The organism is Leucobacter sp. NPDC015123, from assembly GCF_043080205.1.
In the GTDB taxonomy this organism is placed as follows: Bacteria; Actinomycetota; Actinomycetes; order Actinomycetales; family Microbacteriaceae; genus Leucobacter; species Leucobacter aridicollis_A.
In genome coordinates this window covers 106,588-122,623 of sequence record NZ_JBIBVH010000005.1, presented here as the reverse complement: position 1 = coordinate 122,623, position 16,036 = coordinate 106,588, and the positions used below count along the sequence as shown (strand labels likewise).

The 16,036-nt window shown below is 64.1% G+C and carries 11 protein-coding genes and 1 tRNA gene; 6 read left to right on the top strand and 6 right to left on the bottom strand.

What is annotated here, in order from left to right; all coding sequences use genetic code 11:
• Nucleotides 1-57: 57 nt before the first annotated feature.
• From ACF07D_RS11190 to ACF07D_RS11165, 6 genes are all read left to right on the top strand, one after another.
• Nucleotides 58-130: transfer RNA gene (locus tag ACF07D_RS11190), tRNA-Arg, on the top strand.
• A 252-nt stretch (nucleotides 131-382) separates the two neighbouring features.
• Nucleotides 383-961: a hypothetical protein gene (locus ACF07D_RS11185; protein ID WP_391504953.1), complete on the top strand. Its 579-nt coding sequence runs from the start codon at nucleotides 383-385 to the stop codon at nucleotides 959-961.
• Between the two features lie 348 nt (nucleotides 962-1,309).
• Entirely contained in the window at nucleotides 1,310-3,271 is a 1,962-nt protein-coding gene (locus tag ACF07D_RS11180; RefSeq protein WP_391504952.1) for an AMP-dependent synthetase/ligase, read from the top strand.
• A 73-nt stretch (nucleotides 3,272-3,344) separates the two neighbouring features.
• The gene (locus ACF07D_RS11175) at nucleotides 3,345-4,268 is read left to right on the top strand and encodes a DUF1295 domain-containing protein (protein WP_391504951.1); all 924 of its coding nucleotides are present in this window, start codon (nucleotides 3,345-3,347) and stop codon (nucleotides 4,266-4,268) included.
• Nucleotides 4,269-4,327: 59 nt separating this feature from the next.
• Complete coding sequence (locus ACF07D_RS11170; RefSeq protein ID WP_391504950.1) at nucleotides 4,328-4,831, top strand: hypothetical protein; 504 nt, start codon at nucleotides 4,328-4,330, stop codon at nucleotides 4,829-4,831.
• 138 nt (nucleotides 4,832-4,969) lie between these two features.
• The gene (locus ACF07D_RS11165; RefSeq protein WP_391504949.1) at nucleotides 4,970-5,749 is read left to right on the top strand and encodes a thioesterase family protein; all 780 of its coding nucleotides are present in this window, start codon (nucleotides 4,970-4,972) and stop codon (nucleotides 5,747-5,749) included.
• Between the two features lie 74 nt (nucleotides 5,750-5,823).
• Here the strand turns inward: ACF07D_RS11165 and ACF07D_RS11160 are convergent, their stop codons facing one another.
• The 6 genes from ACF07D_RS11160 to ACF07D_RS11135 all read right to left on the bottom strand — a co-directional run bounded on the left by ACF07D_RS11160 (nucleotide 5,824) and on the right by ACF07D_RS11135 (nucleotide 16,025).
• Nucleotides 5,824-7,047 (bottom strand): PrsW family intramembrane metalloprotease, encoded by a 1,224-nt coding sequence (locus tag ACF07D_RS11160; RefSeq protein ID WP_391504948.1) that lies wholly within the window; start codon nucleotides 7,045-7,047, stop codon nucleotides 5,824-5,826.
• Nucleotides 7,044-7,673, bottom strand: a complete 630-nt coding sequence (locus ACF07D_RS11155) for a hypothetical protein (RefSeq protein WP_391504947.1) — start codon at nucleotides 7,671-7,673, stop codon at nucleotides 7,044-7,046. Before ACF07D_RS11155 ends, ACF07D_RS11160 begins: the two co-directional genes overlap by 4 nt.
• 149 nt (nucleotides 7,674-7,822) lie before the next feature.
• On the bottom strand, nucleotides 7,823-10,201 hold the full coding sequence (locus ACF07D_RS11150; protein WP_391504946.1) for an RCC1 domain-containing protein: 2,379 nt from the start codon (nucleotides 10,199-10,201) through the stop codon (nucleotides 7,823-7,825).
• 197 nt (nucleotides 10,202-10,398) lie between these two features.
• Entirely contained in the window at nucleotides 10,399-11,064 is a 666-nt protein-coding gene (locus ACF07D_RS11145) for a TetR/AcrR family transcriptional regulator (protein ID WP_391504945.1), read from the bottom strand.
• Nucleotides 11,065-11,073: 9 nt separating this feature from the next.
• Nucleotides 11,074-13,260, bottom strand: a complete 2,187-nt coding sequence (locus tag ACF07D_RS11140; protein ID WP_391504944.1) for a YhgE/Pip domain-containing protein — start codon at nucleotides 13,258-13,260, stop codon at nucleotides 11,074-11,076.
• The gene (locus ACF07D_RS11135; protein ID WP_391504943.1) at nucleotides 13,257-16,025 is read right to left on the bottom strand and encodes a YhgE/Pip family protein; all 2,769 of its coding nucleotides are present in this window, start codon (nucleotides 16,023-16,025) and stop codon (nucleotides 13,257-13,259) included. The genes ACF07D_RS11140 and ACF07D_RS11135 overlap by 4 nt, the downstream gene beginning before the upstream one ends.
• Nucleotides 16,026-16,036 lie beyond the last annotated feature (11 nt).

The following is a 16,036-nucleotide window of genomic DNA, read 5'->3' as shown; positions in this document are numbered from 1 at the left end:
ACCCTATGCAAAAAACGCCGCTGGAGGTGCGCTAGGCTTGGGGAGTTACATCTGCTCGCCTCCGTAGCTCAGGGGATAGAGCGCCGGTTTCCGGTACCGTAGGTCGGGGGTTCGAATCCCTCCGGGGGCACTTGTGACACGGCTTCAGCGCTCAGCGCTGGGGCCGTTTCTGTTTTACGGAGGTGGTTGGGGCGGCGGTCGTCGTTGGCTCGATCACGACGACCATAATCGCCTTCACGCTCCAAGACTCAAGATGGCTGCCTCGGAGCACGCTCAAAGCAGAACGGGAAACACCACCCCAGGGCCTTCCCCGCCAAGCCGATGTCGCGGCTATCGACGAGTTGTCGATTCGGATGCAGACAGCGGAATTAGAATGCTGGGCATGGTCAGGCTCCTCACCCCCATGCTGCCGGATCGTGTTGACGGTGGCCGCCTCGGTGGCACTCCCCCGATGGCTCTTGATGGGCACCCACTGCTCGACACTCACCGCTATCTGATGACACTGCCCGCCGAAATCGCTCCCTGGACCGGAGGAGCCGAGGTGTCATTGCTCCTCCGCACGGGGTTCTCTGTTGGGGATGACGACCTGGAGTATCCGAACCTGCCGGTGCGCGCGATTATGCATGCACCGTCGCCTCGCGGAAACAGGGAAGGTGCGACCTGGCCTGGGCTGCGCGCGGCCGCGTTGGAGAATATGCCTGACTCCACTTCTAGGCCAGCATTGGTCCGCGTTGGTGACGCGCCGGAGCTGGCACAACGGGAGAACGCGTACGCTGACGCTGTTCTGGCAGACGGGCATTCTTTCCTGTTCCAGATCGACGAGGACGGGTGGCCTGTCGACGGAGACCTGGGGAACGTTATCGAGGAGTACCTATGGGGGTACGGGGTCGCGTACTTCTTCGGTACGCCGGGCGCTGACGGAGTGGTCCGCGACATCGTCGCGGGCTTCATCGACCTCTGACCCACGCACACTCCGGCTCTTGAGATTCCGCAAGGCCTGTCGGCCACAACGTGCTGCCGCAGTCCCTCGCATCACTTTTCGAACCTGCCAACGTGGATGCCGAAGTCCTTCGCGATCTGCGTGAGTGTCACGTTTGGGGCGCCGCCCAACAGGATGTTTACGTTGTCGTCGCAGAACTCTTTCTGGCAACGAGCGGGATGGGTTCATCCTTCAAGACAAGCAGAATCTATCCATGTCGCATGCCAGCAAAAGAACGCATCAAACCTTTGCGATCGGACACTCAGAACAGACCCAACCCCCACAACAATTAGCTAGCTTGTCTAGTAATATTCCTGTATTGTCTATTCCGTGATCAATCGAGAGATTCCCCACACCCAGGCCGCAGACCATGCAGAGGCAATGGCGCCGACTGCCAATGTGCCGCACGCATTCACCCCACAAACTGTCGATATCGAGCAGACACGCAACGTCACTGAACTCCTCATGCAGCGCGTTCGCACGGCGCCAGCGCACATCGCTTTCGAGACCCGGCCGGCCGGAGAACCGCTCACGGCACCGTGGACACAGGTCAGCACCCAGGCCTTTGCCGACGCTGTCTCCGAGCTCGCGAAAGGACTCATTGCTACGGGCGTGAAGCCGGGCGACACGATAATGATCATGGCCCAGACGCAGTACCTCTGGGCTGTGGTTGACCACGCCGCGCTGTTCGCGGGGGCGGTTGTCGTTCCTGTCTACGACACGGCCTCAGCCACGCAGCTGGAAGCGATCCTCGTCGATTCGCGGCCCGTACACGCGTTCGTGGGAACCGCCGCCGACGGCGAGCGCCTCGCGCAGGCGGCCTCAAACGCATCGAGCAGTTCTGAAGCACGCGCTCCGCGGATCTCAGTCATGTCGTCTGAGCCGCTTTCTGCATCGGCAGAGCAAAGCACGGTGGCACCCGCGACAGGTACCCTCTCAGATCTCGTGGCCCTCGGCGCCGACGTTGCCGACTCCGATCTCGAGGCCAGACGCCTCAGCGCCTCGCTCGATGACGTCGCCACTATCGTCTACACATCTGGCACCACCGGCGATCCGAAGGGCGCTCAAATCACGCATCGGAACCTCGTGGGCCAGGTGCTGAACACCGCCGCCGCCTACTCGGAGGTTGTGCGCGAGACCGGCAACACTGTGCTCTTCCTCCCGCTCACTCACGTGCTTGGCCGAGCGCTGCAGCTGATCTGCATCGCAAACGGCATGCGGGTCGCGCTCTTGTCAGACCCTAAGGAGGTTGTGCAGTCGCTCGCGGTCCTGCGCCCCACGTTCCTTGTCGTGGTACCCCGCGTCCTTGAAAAAATCGAGGGCGCTGCTGCGGCATCGGCGGCACAGAAGCGGGTTCTCCCACTGTGGCGGGCGGCTCACCGCACCGCGCTTGAATGGGGCGAGTACCTGGAAGCCGCCGACCAGGATCACTCGCTGCGCGCGCCAGCCACCTTGCGGCTCCGCCGCGCACTCTTCGACCGAGTGTTCTACCGTAGGCTCCGCTCCGTCATGGGTGGGCGGCTCGCGTACCTCCTCTCGGGCGCGGCCACTCTGCGCCCCTCGCTCGCGACGTTCTTCCGCGGTATCGGCGTTCCCGTGATCGAGGGGTATGGCCTGACTGAGACCACCGCGCCACTCACCGGGGGTCGCCCTGGGTCGCTGCGCGCGGGAAGCGTCGGCACGCCGCTGCCTGGCAACGAGGTCAGGATCGCGGACAACGGCGAGGTCCTTGCGAAGGGCGTGGGCGTTTTCGCCGGCTACCGGAACGAGGCACACAACGCAGATGCGTTCGTCGACGGGTACTTTCGCACCGGCGACCTTGGCGCGCTCGCACCCGACGGTTCGCTCACATTGAGAGGTAGGCTCAAGCACGTGCTCGTCACGTCGACAGGCAGAACTGTCTCCCCGGAACACTGGGAACACACTGTCGAGCAGCATCCGCTCGTAGCTCACGCCGCGCTCGTTGGCACGGATCGGCCCTACCTCACTGCAGTGGTGGTCATCGATACCGAGGCGGCCACCGCGTGGTTCAAGGATCGCGGCGATGCGCCGGCAAGCGCGCTCAGCGCGTGTGGTCTGGTGGTGTGCTCGGACGGCCGGCTCCTCGAAGAGATCACCGCGGCAATCGACCGCGCGAACGCCGCCGTATCGCCGGCGGAGCGCGTGCAGTCCTGGCGCGGGCTCGTCATCGGCGGTGATCGCCTCGACGAGTTCGTGACACCCACGATGAAATTGAAACGACAGGTACTCCTCGCAGAGGCAGAGCCGATCATTTCCGAACTGTACCGCTAGCTCAGCCCCAAGCGAACCGCCGCATCACAGGTCCGCCCATTCTCCACGATTCGACTCCCTCGAAGGATTCACAATGTCTCAGGCGAACAGTCGCTCACTCATACTCACTGTCGCGGCCATCGTGCTCGGCGGATTGCTCGCCCTCGCTGGGAGCAACAACAGCTGGACCATCGGAGGCGGTGCCGATGGCGGCGGCTTCCCCGGGTTCGCGCTCGCAGTCGTCGTCGCTTTCGCGGTGCAGTGGATCGCCTACATCCCGGCGGCCATCGCACAGACCGATAGGTACTTCGATTTGACGGGCAGCCTCACCTACATCTCGGTGACGATCCTCCTCCTCGCAAGCTCGCCCGGGCTCGATCCGCGCAGCGTGATCCTGACCGCCCTCGTCGTAATTTGGGCAGCCCGCCTGGGTTCCTTTCTGTTCGCAAGAAACCGGCGTTCGGGCACTGACGACCGCTTCGACGAGATCAAGACATCAAAGCTGCGGTTCCTCTCCGTGTGGACTGTGCAGGGCCTGTGGGTGAGCCTGACCGCGGCGGCCGCATGGATCGCGATCACCTCGGCAAACGACGCTCCCCTCGGCTGGACTACCTGGGCAGGTCTCGCAATTTGGCTCTTCGGTTTCGCCATCGAGGTCGTCGCCGACAACCAGAAGCGGCTGTTCAAGGCCGACCAGGCCAACGCTGGGAAGTTCATTCAGACCGGACTGTGGTCGGTGTCTCGCCACCCCAACTATTTCGGCGAGATCGTGCTCTGGATTGGCGTGCTCATCATCGCGGCCCCCGCACTCCAAGGGTGGCAGTGGGTCGCGCTGCTTTCACCCGTGTTCGTCGTCGTCTTGCTGACTCGAGTAAGCGGAATCCCGCTGCTCGAAGCGAAGGCCGAGCGCAAGTGGGGCGACCATCCGGCCTACCTTGCTTACAAGGCGCGAACCCCGCGGCTCATCCCCCGGTTTGGTGCCCGAAGCGCCGACCCCGCGCCAGACGCACGGGAGTGAAACGGGCCGCAGCCGCACTTGACGACGCCAACGGCGATGGCGGAGCTAGGCGGAGCACTGTGACCCGCCCCACACGCATTTCCTCGCTCAAGTTCGTCGTCGTCACGCGTGCGCTCGCGGTCACCCTATTCGTTGCCGCTGTAGCCCTCGGGGCGAGTCAGCTCCTTCTCGAGTCGCCGCGCGTCGACCGCGCGCTCTACACGGTTGGTGGAGGACTCGTTGCGGCGAGCGCGCTGTGGTTTCTCGGCGTTGGGTACACGCCCCTGGTACTCGATGCAGGCGACGCCCTGCTCGTTGGCAGACAGCGGAGGCGCATCCCGCTCGACCGGGTGACGAGCGTCGTCCACAAGGTGCCCACGATGCGAGGCGGCAGGGTGTACACCGAGATCAGCACGCCCGCCTACCCAGGTGGTTCCTTCGGCTATATCCCTCGTGACGTTGTCACAGGCCTCACGTCGGTGCCCGAACCGAAGTCGACGACCGACCTCCGGGCACGCGTCGAGCGTGCCCGCGTCAGCCTGCCGATCACCCCTGGAAGTGGGGAGCGTCACGACGCTCGCTGACGATAGAGTCGAATACGTCCCCTCGTCAACCCCGGCTCACCATGCGCAGCGATGCGCCCGCCCTCGGCCACTGCCTGAGTGCGCCCGTCGCCCCGCGACCGCAGCGCATCGTGTCCCGGCGAAAGGTAGTTTCCTGGCATGACAGCCTCGCACACAGCGTACTTCCGGCAGCACTCACCGACCCGGTTCGAGGCAACCCAGGCGACAGCCGGTGCTTGGAACACGGCTGAGCAGCACATCGCCCCGGTGATCGGCCTGCTCGCCCACCTCATCGAACAGGATCACGGGTGCCGCGGCGGCAGCCTGCGGCTGGCCTCACTGTCGTGCGACATTCTTGGCGTGCTCCCAATTGGGGAGTTTGACGTGGAGGTCACAGTGATTCGCCCCGGGCGAACGATCGAGCTCGTCGAAGCGGTACTCACGAGCAACGGGCGCACGGGCGTGAGAGCGCGTGCGTGGATGCTGCAGACCGCTGACACTTCGGCAATCGAAGGTACGTCGTTCCCCGCGATGCCGACCGTCGAGTCGATACCAGCCTTCCCGTTTGGTGAGACGTGGAACGGCGAATGTGTCAAGACCGTCGAAGCCCGACGCGAGTACGTTGGCCCGGGACGCGCGCGCAGCTGGGTCCGCACCTCCACTCCGCTGATCGACGGCGTCGAGACGAGCACCCAGGCACGCATGATCGGCATGCTCGACTTCGCGAACGGGATGGTGCCCCGCGCTGATCCGTCAGAGGTCGGCTTCCCGAACGTCGACCTCAACGTATCGCTGTTTCGCGTGCCCTCAGGGAGCTGGCTCGGACTCGACAGCACCGTCTCGTTCGGTGCTGACGCGATCGGCCAAACGGAGTCGGTCGTGCACGACGAGCACGGGCCCGTGGGAACGCTCACTCAGACGCTCACCATCCGGTTGTAGACGCTTACGAGCAGGGCGAGCTTCAGCTCAGCCCCTGTGGGTACCTGACGCTGGCCGGAGTCGATGCCTGTCGGTCATTCCGCGCCGGCGCCGGGCTGCTCTCCGCCCGCCGCCTCACGGAGCCTCACAACTTCTACCCGAGCCCGCTCTACCGAGTCGGTGTGTGCACCGTGCGCGCTCGCGAGCTCATGTGCAAGCCCCAGAACCGCGTGCCGCAGATGCCTACGCGCTCGCCGCTGCGCATGCCCGTGTCCCGATCGAATGAAGCGTCTTCGCGCGCGGCGACCTGCAACACTCGCTACTTCGGGAGCGCTCACGACCCCGGATTCGACCTCCGGCGCGAGAATCTCGCTCAGAACTTGCGCTTCCACCGGGAGCGCAAGCCTGAAGGCGATCGAAAGGACGACAAGGGCCACAACAGTCGCGCCAAACAATACGAGCAACATGCTGAGCCCGTTTCCGCCCGCCAGACCAGCTGCATCGTCCCAGACGAAGTGAAGCGCCATGCCCGCGAGCACGAAGACGACGCCCCTTACGACTCGTCGAGGCTGTGCGACTGTGCCGATGAGGTAGATGACCCCGCTACAGACAAGGGCGCTAAAGAGTGGATGTGATACGGCACTCGATGCAATACGGAACACCGACACGTTGAGCACGCTCGCGTCTGGGTTCACCCCAAATGAATCGAAGGTCGCGTTCACGGCGTACAGAAAGTCCTCGAAGACGGCGAACCCGAGCCCGATGAACGCGCCAATCAGCAGACCATCGTTTGCCGTACGTACCAGCTTGGGCGCGAGCCCCATGATGAGAAGAAACCCACAGAGCTTTGCTGTTTCCTCAGTAAACGGCGCGATGAGACCAGCGGCCCAGCTCGCCGCCCATTCTTGCCCAAACAGTTTGGGATAGATGCTGAGAAGGGCAGAGTTTGCGGTCAGCGCAAAGCCGAAGCTTGCGGGGACGGCGCCCCAGACGAGCGCGGTGGCCACGACCCCAAGCGGCTGCCTCTCCCACCTATCGATGTGGTGAAACCACAGCGCCCAGGCGAGGCCGGCCAGCCCCACAACCACAGCGCCAAGAGTGAGACTCTCGGCGAAGAATGCGGCTTTCGGCGCGACGTACTGCCAGAGGTTCACTGCCCCGACGCCGGTAAGAATGAGGTACAGCCAGAAGCACAGATTCCGAGGCTGCACGAACTCGAACTTTGCGCCCCACCCAGACCGGGAGATCGCCGCCGCCTGAACATCAAGAGCGTCGCGTGACGGGGTTTCGGTTGATGTGCCCGTTGCGTGAAGATTCATTGTCTGCCTCCTGCAGGCATCGCGCGGACGCTCGAGATCATCTGGTCAATCGCGGAACTGGACTGGTGAAGTTGCTGCGAAGCGCCGCGCACGGTGATTGTCACTCCTGTGTCCCCGAGCACCAACGCGACAAGTTGACCGTCCCCAGATGAGCTCACAAACGACTGCCGAACACCCGCAACTCCGGCACTCGTGGACACGGTGTCAACCGTTCCACGCGCATGGAAGGTGTGGTCTTCGGCGCCCTGAGCGACGCTTGCCGACTGCGCGAGGAGTTCAGCGGGCGTGCCCGAGAAAGCGTCTGCAACGAACTCGATCGTGATGCCTGCCGATGCGAGAGTCGCCGGCCCGTTTGGTTCCCGAGTGTCGTCGGTGACCCGATACCCGGATTCAAGGTTCCATCCTGGCGCTGGCGTCACGATGACCTCGGCGGAAAGCGCAAGCTGATCCCCTGCCACTATTGGGTCGTCCCACTCGATACTCCGGTCGATTGCCGGTAGCGCGAACGTCATCACGAGAAAGAGCGCAAGCACAACGCTGGCGATCGGAATTGAGCGCTTATCGAACCCTGCAATGCGCCGGTCGACCGGAACCTGTGGTTCCAGGAGTCTGTGCGTCTGATCCATCGCTTTCCCCTCAGCGTTGAGATTCAAAGGACTACGTTGCTCTAGCAAAATACTTCACGATGTGCCCACGGGACAACTGTTTCGTGCGTCTGCCAAGCAGCCCTTCGAGCCGCTTTGAGGGGGGCCAGACCGATGCTGGCCCGGCCCGACTATTTCTCTTCGAGTGCGGCTTCGGCGTAGTCTTCCTCTTCACCAGGGGTCACAGGACCCGTCGCTTCGTCTTCAACGGTCTCCGAACCTGCAGTATCCGGTTTGGTGTCGGTGGGGATTTCTTCGCTGCGGGGCTCTGACGACGACTCAGTTTCCTCCTGAGTAGCCTGACGGTCATCTGTCGCCCCCGCAGCGCGCGGGGCCACGAGCTTGATGACAATTGGTGACCGCTGCTCAAGGTAGTTGCTGTTCCCTAAGCGTCCGCCCTGGCCGCTTCCCCAGCCGTACAGGCGACCGCTGGCGCTCAGCGCGAACGCGTGCGCGTCTCCAGCCGCGATGTCAACGATCCGCTCCCCCGATGGGATAAGAACGAGCACGGGAACCTCGCTCGTGCCACCGCGTCCGTTGCCCAGGGCTCGCCCGCCCCACGAGTACACCTGACCTGACTCTGTGAGACCGAGGCTGAACTGATCGCCGGCGGCGAGCTTCGTAAACCGGACGTTCTCGGGCTGCTGCAGCTCAGTTGGCTCGAAGTACGCCCACGATGATTCGCCGTCCACCGGCACACCACTTTCCCCAGACGCGTTGACTCCCCATCCGATCATTTTCCCAGAGTCGGTGAGCGCGAGCACGTGGGTGTTGTTTGTCGTGCTTGCTGCGGAGACCTGGATTATAGGATCTGCCGTGGGCATCGGAATCCGGCGCGGGCGTGAGATCTCGGAAACGCTCTCGCCGAGACCGAGGAAGCCATACTCGTTGGAGCCGGTGCCCCACACTTCGCCGTCTTCGGTCACCGCGAAGGTGATGTCGAACCCGGCCTCGACCGCAGCGAATGGCTTGTTCGGAAGCCCGGGCATGAGCATTGGGCGCTCGCTATGCCCAGCGGAAGAGCCGTTACCGAGCACTCCTCGGTTGCCATCGCCCCACACGTACACCTGCCCTGTGGTTGACAGCGCGACCGTGTGCCTCCAGCCCGCAGAAACCGACTGGAACTGCGTGTTCCCGTCAATGGCAGTGACCTGTTTCGGTGTCGTCACGGGCACGAGGAACGACTCGCCTGTCCCGGTCTGGGAGAAGGTATTGTCGCCCCATCCCCACAGCGTGCCGTCGTCTGCGATCGCCATCGAATGCTCCCAGCCAGTTACGACCTGGACAAACTGACGTCCGTCTGGAGACTTCGTGACGACGGGAACGTCAGAGCTTTTCTCAGTTCCCGAGCCGAGCTGCCCGACCTGGCCCGCACCCCACGCGAAAGTTGCGCCATCGGTGGTTGTGGCCATCGAATAGCCGTGTCCCGCCGCCACCTTTGAGGCCGGTGGTGGCCCAATCTTGCCTGTGACCGACAGCTCGGCCGTTGGTTGGGCGCTCACGAACCTTTCAGGCAGCTCCGCCGCTGCAGATACTGTGAATCCGTCGCTCAACGCCTGCTCGGCGACGACCACATCGAATGCTGAACGCGTGCTCGGGATTTGCTGGGTGTCACGCGAGATCGTCTCGGTGCGAGTCACGATTGTCGCGGCGTCTCGCGCGTGCGACTCCCATTCGATCGTCCGTCCTTGCACTGTCGACTTCGCAGGGAGGGCGCCTGCAGTCACCCCCTCGGGGAGGGTGATCGACGTGACGAGCGAATCGCCAGCCCTGAGGTGGAGGTTCTCCCCTGCCTGTGTGGGGAGGTTTGCGAACGAGATCTCCCCGCCGCCACTCTTTCCTCGCGTGAACGCGAGGTCGTAGACTCCACTGCGAACCTCCCACTCGACAGGCACGCGCGTTGTGTCGCTTGCGTGCGTGCTTGTGAGTCGCTCTGGCAGGCCGATTTCGGCCCGCAGCTCGAGGTCCTCAGGCCCCACAATCATGGGAAACGCGGCGGTGACGGCGAACTCGCTCGATGGCAGTTGCAACTTGGCTGCCGCCTCAGCGGCTAGCGTCGAGGTCACCGTCCAGATGCCGTGCTGCTCAGCCGCGGCCCACGTCCGCAGGTAGGTGGTGGTGCGCTCGGGCGCCGGCAGCTCTCCCGGCGCCATCCCAGCGGGGAGCACGACGGATGAGGTCACGAGGTCGCCTGGCTCGAGCGAGAGTGGGCCTGCACCGGCGGGGTGCATCTCAAACGAGACAGATCCAGCGGCTGGAGTGGACCCGAACTTTGCGCCATCGGTTGCGGTCACGCCAAGGTCGTACACACCGGCGTCAACTCGAAGCGACTTTGCGAATTCGTTCGATCGGATTGTCGAGTTGCTCGTGGAGATGGCTCCGACGGCGCCAGCGCTCACTCCGACTGCAACCGCCAGCGCTGCAGCGATGGCTGCAACCACCTTCAGGCGCTTTCGCTGAGGGGCGATGTCGTTCGGTGTGTCCGTGCGGCGCTGTGTGCTCTGCTCCATGGTGAAGTCCCTCCGTCTCCACTAGCGAAGCAAACGTCCGCCGCTTGCGCAGGAGTCCAGGCGGGAACTACGGGGGGCCAAGCGTCGATCTACGCGCGTATCTCACTACGTACGTAGTGGCGTGGACGCGCACCGACAGTCGGCAAGATCATGCGGACGAATCGAGAGGCCCGCTCCACCAGGCTGGCCCGTTCCGCTCAGCTGGCTTCGACTGCCGCTGATTCCAACCTGTTCGGTTGCGGACCCAGCAGCTCGGCCTGCTCCCGCCACGAGAGACCTGCGATGCTGAGTACAACCTTGATTGCGGTCTCTGCCGTGTGCCCGGCGGTGATCCGCTGATCGCGGAGCGTCGCCTTTGCCGCCTCCTCGATAAGCAGCGCGAGCACCTCCGCACTCATGTCTCCACGAAGCGCTCCCGATTCGATGCCCTTGCGCGTGATCTCAGCCAGCCGTGTTCGCAACGGCTCGAATGCCTGAGCCGCCGCGTCGCGGTACGACTCAGTGGCGGCGACGTTCGCAGAGGCGCGCACACTTGTTGAGGCGCGCCAGAGTTCAGTTGCGAGGAAGACGAGGGCGAGCCGCGGATCCTTGGCTGTCGCGCGTGCGGCGATCTCACCGAACTCGCGTGCGCCGTCGGCGATCACCTCGCGGACGAGCGCGTCGCGATCCGGAAAGTGGCCGTAGACCGCGCGCCTTGTGAGGCCGGCTGCCTGCGCAATGGTGTCAAGCGAGGCGTTCGCCTGGTCAGCGATCGCCGCCCGCGCCGCCCCAACCAGCAGTTCACGGTTCTTCGTCGCATCTTTCCGGCGCACGTCAGGGCCTGACTCAGTCGCGGGCATGGATGCTGTGTGGTCCAGAGACATGTTCGATCCTCACATCAGTTTCGTAGATTCGAGCGCGGCCATGAGTTTCCGATTGAACGGGATCATCGGGCGGCGCAGCACAAGTCCGAGCAGTAGCGCGGGGATCGCGAACAGCAGCAGCATCCCGAGCGCGATCCAGAAGTCGCCGCCGTAGACGCCCGCAACCGCGGCGCGCAGTGCCTGGATCGCGTAGGTCGCGGGCAGGAACGGACTGATGTTCTGGAACCACTGTGGCAGCAGCTCGAGCGGGTACGCGCCCCCAGAACCCGAGATTTGGATCACGAGCAGCAGCACGGCGAGCGCTTTGCCAGCGTTTCCGAAGGCAACAACGAACGTGTAGACGATGAGTGTGAACACGAGCGAGATCACCCACCCGGCGAGGATGAGCAGCAGCGGGTGGGCTGGTTCGATCTGCACGAAGAGCACGAGCCCCAGCGTCAGCAGGGTGCTCTGGGCGAGGCCAACGAGCGCGAAGACTCCGTAGCGGCCGAGGTACTTCTGGGTCGTGGTGAGCTCAGGCCTATCTGGCAGGGTCTCCTGATTCACGTCGACGCGAATCGTGACTGTCATGAGCAACGCACCGACCCAGAGGGCGAGCACGCTGTAGAGCGGCGCCATACCCGCGCCGAACCCGACGATCGGAAACACGGCAGTGCGGTCGACGCGTACGGGCTCAGCAAGTGACGTCGCGAGCACGGCAGGCCCGGCACCGATAATCTCGGAGATCTCGCTGAGGTCCCCAGTGTCGGCGGCCTTCGCGATCGCGCGCTGCAGCTCCCCGAATTTGTCGGCGGTTTCATTCAGCGAGGTTGCGAGCTTCGTGGTGGCCTCACCAGATTCAGTGAGCACCGTGCGCACGGAGCCGGCAGCGCCAGCGAGCCTCGAAGAGGATCCGGCGAGGCTGTCCCGGATGCCCGCTATGTCTCCGCTGATCGTGTCGAGCGTGCCCGCGAGCGTGTCGAGCTGCGGCTTCAGGCCCGAGGCGTACGCGTCTTTCGCGTCGGTCACCGCTTTCTTCGCTTCGGCCACCGCCGCGGCGATCGCGTCGTGCGATTCCCCCGCGGATCCCGCCCCGTTCGCAATGTCAGTCGCCGACTGGCGCATGCGATCGCGCACGCCCTCCTGCCTGGCGATCGACTCGTCGAGACTCGTCAGCACCCGGGCGAACGCGGCCTGGCCAGACTCGGGCACGAGCGGCTGCACCTCGTCGACAAGCTTTTGCTTGAGCGCGGTCGTCTGGTCTACCTGCACCTGGACGGCATCGGCGAGCGCGTTCAACGCTGCGGCCTGGCTACCGCCAACCTTGCCCGCTTCAGCGTAGAGATCGTCAATCCGCGCCGCGACAGCATCGTAGCTCCCAGCCGTCGCGCCAAGCGCGTCGACGAGTGACTGGGTCGCACCCGTGAGCGCCCCCTTCAGATCGCCAACCGCGGCAGATCCGTTGCCGAGAGCCGTCGATGAGTCGTCAAACGCGGCTCCTGCGGCAGTCACGAGCGACTCAGCACTGTCGACGAGCGGCACGCTCGATTCAATGAGCGCGCCGAGGGTCTCGGCGGTGCGCGCCCCGCCGCGCAGCTGCGTCGCGATGTTCCCGATCCGAGACTCGACCCGGTTGAGCGCCGCCTGAGTGTTGTCGTCGGTGAGGTAGTCGGACACTGACGAGACGAGGCCGAGCGCGACCTCGCTCAGCGTCACGGTGAAGGCCTCGCTGATCTGGGACGAGACGCCCTCTGCCCCCTGCTCGGTGATCTTCGGCGCGAGCGCGTTCTTTTTCTCGTTCGTGTAGAACTTGATGCTCGTGCGCTCCGCGCCGTCGGCGTAGAACGTCAGCATGTCTGAGCTGAACGACGGCGGCAGCACGATCGCGGCGTAGTATGCGCCCGACTTTGTGCCGTCGATCGCGTCGTCTTTCGTCGTGATGACCCAGTCAAGCCCGTCGTTTCCACGCAGCTCCGAGAGCACCTGCTCCCCCACGTTGATCGGGATGGGCATGAGATCGCTCTGAAACCCGGCGTCTGTGCTCGCGACGGCGACCTTCAGATTGCTCGTGTTCGCGAATGGGTCCCAGCTCGCGATCACGTTGAACCAGGTGAAGAGCGACGGAATGATGACGAGGCCGAAGAGCACAATCGACGCCATCACGTTACGGGTGGCGTGGCGCAGGTCGCGCTTCACGAGACTCAGTACGTTGTTCATGCGCGCTTCCCACCCTCGTTCGTGTCGGATGTGTCGGTTGTGTCAGTCGGGCCGGGTGGGTCGGCCTTGTGCCCGGGCGGATCGCCGAAGAGTTCGGCAATCACGTCATCGATGTCGGCCACCTCGGCCGGTGGCTGCGCGCCGCCGCCAGGATCTGTCGTCCCGCTCGCGGAGAGCGGCACCGTCTCTGGCTGCGCGGTGGCAAGCGCCATTTCAGGATCGGTGTGCAGGCCTGTACGGTCAGTGAGTACCGCGTCGCGCAGCTCGTCGTCGTCAAGCGTGGCGACCTCTCGGGCGTGCAGGAAGCTCTGCTTGATGTACTCGATGACGACGAGGAACCCCATGATGATGAGGCACCAGAGCACCCACACCCCAAGCAGCGGAGCCTTCCCACCGGGCAACGCCCACGCGATAACGCCGATCACCACCATCCCGACGGCTCCAACGATGAGCGTGCCGCGCAGCATCGCCGGATAGTGCTGGGTGAACGGTTTCGCCCGCCGCTCAAGGTCTTCGCGGTACTCGCCCCGGTTCTGCAGCGCGTGGATCACGTCGCTCAGACGGTAGCCAGACCCGACGACCTGCACCTTTTCACCGATGAGGAGGTCGGTCGACGCAATCTGGCGATTGAACAGCAGGTTGAAGTTTGCGAGCCGCCGACGCAGCACGAGACCGAGCACGATCGCGAGCAGACCCATGAGTGCGAGCACCCCAATGAACCGCCAGTAGTGGCCACCGTAGAACCCGGCGATCGTCTCGCGCATCGCGTCAATTCCATACGAGAACGGCAGGAAGGGGTATATCGCACGGAAGAAGCCGGGCATCAGCTCGATCGGGTAGAGCCCCGAGGCACCGGGAATCTGCATAATGACGAGCAGCACACACAGTCCTCTGCCAACGTGGCCGAACGCAACCGACAGCGCGTAGATGATGCTCACGTAGACGAGTGCGGTGAACACACCAGTCGCGACGTAGGCGATGACACTCGCAGTCTGGATCCCGATCACGAGGTTGCCTATACACACGATGAGCGCCTGGAGCGCAGCGAGCGCCGCCAACAGGAAGAACCTGCCGAAGTAGGCCTGCCGCACGGTCACGTCGCGCAGCCCCTCCGTGTCGACCTCGATCTTGAAGATCACCATGAGCACGAACGCGCCGATCCACAGCGACAGGTTCGTAAACAGCGCAGCCATAGCCGAACCGTAGGCGTTAATCGGGAAGACGACGTGCTCGTCGACAGTCACTGGTGACGCAACGAACTCGGCGATCTGCGCAGGCTCGAGCCCAGTGAGCGTGTTGAGGGTGCCCCATTCAGACGCTGCACCCAGCGCGAGCACGTCGGCGCGCGCAGTCGTGATGCCTCCCCGGATACCGTTGAGGTCGGCCTTGAAACTGTCGAGTGCATCCCCCGTCGAGCCGAGCTGGGTATCGATGCCACCAAGCAGCGAGTCAGCCTGTTCGAGCACAGCCTGCAGCGCGGTGAGGGCAGATGCGAACGCGCCCGCGCTTGCCGACAGCTGCGACATGGCCGCATTGAGCGTGGGCACCGTGCTGCTGAGCACCTGTCGCATCCCCGCGGCAGCGGCGCGCGTATCTTTCATCGCCTGGCTCAGCGCGCTCGACGCGTCTGAGACTGCCTGCACCGCGCCAGACGCATCGGTGTTCGCCTGCTGGAGCGTCTTGAGCACCTCCCCATGAGCCGCATTCTGGGCCTCGAGCGAGTCAAGGGCGCCCTTGAGCTGGCTCCCGACGGGCGAGCTCGGGTCGGCCTCGTCAAGGAGATCCTGCAACTGCGCGATCGCCCGCTTGTTCGCGTCGACCACGGCGGTGACCTCAGTGATCGACGCGTCGATGCGCACGTTTGCCTGCTTCAGCTGCTGCGTCAGCTCGGCTACCGACGCGTTCGCCGAGCCGGCCGCGTCTGCGAGCGCTGTGGTCCCCGTGAGGTAGGCGGAAGACGCGGTGTCTCCGAAGGCGACGACCTGCTGCTGGGTCTCGGCGACGATCGCCTGCGCCTGGCGTACGCCGACCTGCACGTCACCGAGCGTCGTTCCGACGTCGACAAGGGTAGCCCGCGTCGACGCGAGCGAGTCGCGGGAGGAGTCGAGGCCCGCGCGCATTCTGTCGATGTTCTTCTCAGCCTCATCGAGGGTCTTCGTCGTACGGTCGAAGGCGTTGAGCGTGTCGCCGCGTGCGTTGAGCAGCTTCAGCTCGACCGAGTCACCCGCATCTTTCACTGCCTCGGTCGCAGCCTTGGCGACTTGCTCCTTGAACGCGCTCGTGATCTGCTTGTCGAGCGTTGACGCACCGACGTCGGTAATCTTCGGTGCGATTGCGCTTGCCTTCTCGTTCACGAAGTACTGGAGTGCGGGCTGAGTAAAGTCGCCCGAGGTCATACTGAGAAGATCGCTGCTGAAGTCTTCAGGGATAACGATTGTGGCGTACACGTCGCCGCGTTTCACGGCGTCTTTGGCGTTCGCTTCGCTCATGAACTGCCAGCCCAGCTGATCGTTTGCTTTGAGCTGGTCGACAACCTCGTCGCCGATGTTCACCTCACCCGTGAGCTCAGATTCGGCGCCGGAGTCGAGGTTCGCAACGGCGATGTTCACGTTTGCAGTGTTTGCGTACGGGTCCCAGAACGCGTTGATGTTGAACCACGCGTAGAGGGCAGGCGTGATGAGGATACCGATGACGATAACCCAGCTTTTTCGCTGTCGGGCGAGCCGCCCGACGTCTCTCCGAAAGATGTTCCAACTTTGCCGCACCGAAATAGTGT

Excerpts from the sequence above, each read along its gene's own strand:
- ACF07D_RS11185 (WP_391504953.1), top strand. The coding sequence starts at position 383 with ATGGTCAGGCTCCTCACCCCCATGCTGCCGGATCGTGTTGACGGTGGC.
- ACF07D_RS11175 (WP_391504951.1), top strand. The coding sequence starts at position 3,345 with ATGTCTCAGGCGAACAGTCGCTCACTCATACTCACTGTCGCGGCCATC.
- ACF07D_RS11165 (WP_391504949.1), top strand. The coding sequence starts at position 4,970 with ATGACAGCCTCGCACACAGCGTACTTCCGGCAGCACTCACCGACCCGG.
- ACF07D_RS11160 (WP_391504948.1), bottom strand. The coding sequence starts at position 7,047 with ATGAATCTTCACGCAACGGGCACATCAACCGAAACCCCGTCACGCGAC.
- ACF07D_RS11155 (WP_391504947.1), bottom strand. The coding sequence starts at position 7,673 with ATGGATCAGACGCACAGACTCCTGGAACCACAGGTTCCGGTCGACCGG.
- ACF07D_RS11150 (WP_391504946.1), bottom strand. The coding sequence starts at position 10,201 with ATGGAGCAGAGCACACAGCGCCGCACGGACACACCGAACGACATCGCC.
- ACF07D_RS11145 (WP_391504945.1), bottom strand. The coding sequence starts at position 11,064 with ATGTCTCTGGACCACACAGCATCCATGCCCGCGACTGAGTCAGGCCCT.
- ACF07D_RS11140 (WP_391504944.1), bottom strand. The coding sequence starts at position 13,260 with ATGAACAACGTACTGAGTCTCGTGAAGCGCGACCTGCGCCACGCCACC.